At 74.0% G+C, this 1,613-nt stretch carries 2 protein-coding genes and 1 pseudogene; all 3 read right to left on the bottom strand.

Features of this window, described 5'->3' with window-relative positions:
• Positions 1-698 (bottom strand): DegT/DnrJ/EryC1/StrS family aminotransferase (locus tag OZN99_RS31185; protein ID WP_270939080.1); only part of this gene is annotated, 698 nt, incomplete at its 3' end.
• Between the two features lie 83 nt (positions 699-781).
• Positions 782-1,384 (bottom strand): sugar transferase, encoded by a 603-nt coding sequence (locus tag OZN99_RS31180; protein WP_270939079.1) that lies wholly within the window; start codon positions 1,382-1,384, stop codon positions 782-784.
• A pseudogene (locus OZN99_RS31175) lies at positions 1,377-1,613 on the bottom strand (O-antigen ligase domain-containing protein); the annotation flags it as partial. The pseudogene OZN99_RS31175 and the gene OZN99_RS31180, both read right to left, overlap by 8 nt.

The following is a 1,613-nucleotide window of genomic DNA, read 5'->3' as shown; positions in this document are numbered from 1 at the left end:
GCCAGCAGCGCCGCGTCGTCGCTCGCCAGCGCACCGCCGCCGCCGGTGGTGACGATCTTGTTGCCGTTGAAGGAGAAGGCGGCGAGCCGCGCACCGCGCCCGGCATGCAGCCCGCCGCGCCCGGTCGCGCCCATCGCGGCGGCGCTGTCGCACAGCACCGGCACGCCCCAGCGCTCGCAGGCGGCAACGATCGCATCCAGCTCGCAGCACTGGCCGTAGAGGTCCACCGGCACGACGACGCGGGGCAGGCGGCCGCGGCGGGCGGCGCGGGCGAGTTCTTCGGACAAAAGGCCAGGGTCGAGCGTCCAGCCCGGCCCGGTGGCGTCCAGGAAGCGCGGCACGGCGCCCATCTGCACGGCAGGCGCCACCGTGGCCACGAAGGTCAGCGTCGGCGCCCAGACCTCGTCGCCCGGCTCCACGCCCAGCACGCGATAGCCCAGATGCAGCGCCGCCGTGCCGGAGGTGGTGGCGAGGGCGTCCGCGAAACCCGTGGTCGCTGCAACCGCGGCCTCAAAGGCGGCCGGCGCCGGGCCGGCGGGGGCAAGCCAGCCCGCCTCCAGCGTCGCGCGAAGACTGTCCAGCTCGCCGCCGGCCAAGCTGGGCGGGGACAGATGCAGGCGGCTGGCCGTTCGGGCCGGGAAGGGCAGCACGGCGCCCTGGCGGCTCGGCTCGGTCTTGACAGCGACATGAACCGACAAGGCGAAATTCCTCACCGTCTCATGTGATCTTGGTTGAGGAACGATCGGACGATCAAGTTCTGCCTGCAAAACTTGCAGAAGTTTCAACCTTCCGGTTCGTTCCGCCCCATGAAGGGCGGCATCGTCGCGTGCCCCGGCGCCTTGGCGCCGCGCCCTGTCAGCCAGACCCTGAGCGTCGCCGCGATCAGCCGCAGGTCGCCGGCGAGCGTGGGGGGCATCCCCGCATAGGCAGCGCCGAGTTCCAGCCGCTGCGGCCAGGCGACGTCGTTGCGCCCCGCTGCCACGCCCGGCCCGGCGATGCCCGGCCGCACCCGCAGCGCCAGCGCCTGGCGCGGCGTGTAGTGGGGCAGGTAGTCCACCGGCAGCGGCCGAGGGCCGACCAGGCTCATCTCGCCGCGCAGCACGTTCACCAGTTGCGGAAGCTCATCCAGGCCGGAGCGGCGCAGCGCGCGGCCGAAGCCGTCCAGCCTGACCGCATCGCTCTCCTCTCCCGTGCGCATCGAACGGAACTTCAGGATGCGGAAGGGCCGCCCGCCGCGCCCTGCGCGCAGCTGCACGAACATCACCGGCGCGCCCAGCCACAGCCGCACCGCCAGCGCGACGCCGGCGAAGGCCGGGGCGAGCAGCGCCAGCAGCAGCGCCGCGCCCAGGATGTCGCAGGCGCGCTTGCCCCAGGCCTCATACATCGCGCCGCACCGAAACACCGAGGCTGAGCGCCAGGCCCAGCGCGAACCAGGCCATGCGGTTGCCGAGATCGGTCGAGACCATGACGGTCAGCGCCACCGGCAGCACCATGGCCGCGATGCGCGCCGCCGCGCCCGGCATGGCCTGCGGCGCCAGGCGAAGCGCCGCGAGCGCACCGCCGCCGAAGGCCGCCAGCCACAGCGCGAAGCCGGGCAGGCCGCCCTCCGCCAG

Origin of the sequence: Falsiroseomonas oryzae (genome assembly GCF_027856955.1) — a bacterium.
GTDB lineage: Bacteria > Pseudomonadota > Alphaproteobacteria > Acetobacterales > Acetobacteraceae > Falsiroseomonas > Falsiroseomonas oryzae.
This window is presented reverse-complemented; position numbering and strand designations above follow the sequence as displayed.

Bases quoted from the DNA above. Each gene is read 5' to 3' on its own strand.
- OZN99_RS31180 (WP_270939079.1), bottom strand. From the start codon at position 1,384: ATGTATGAGGCCTGGGGCAAGCGCGCCTGCGACATCCTGGGCGCGGCG.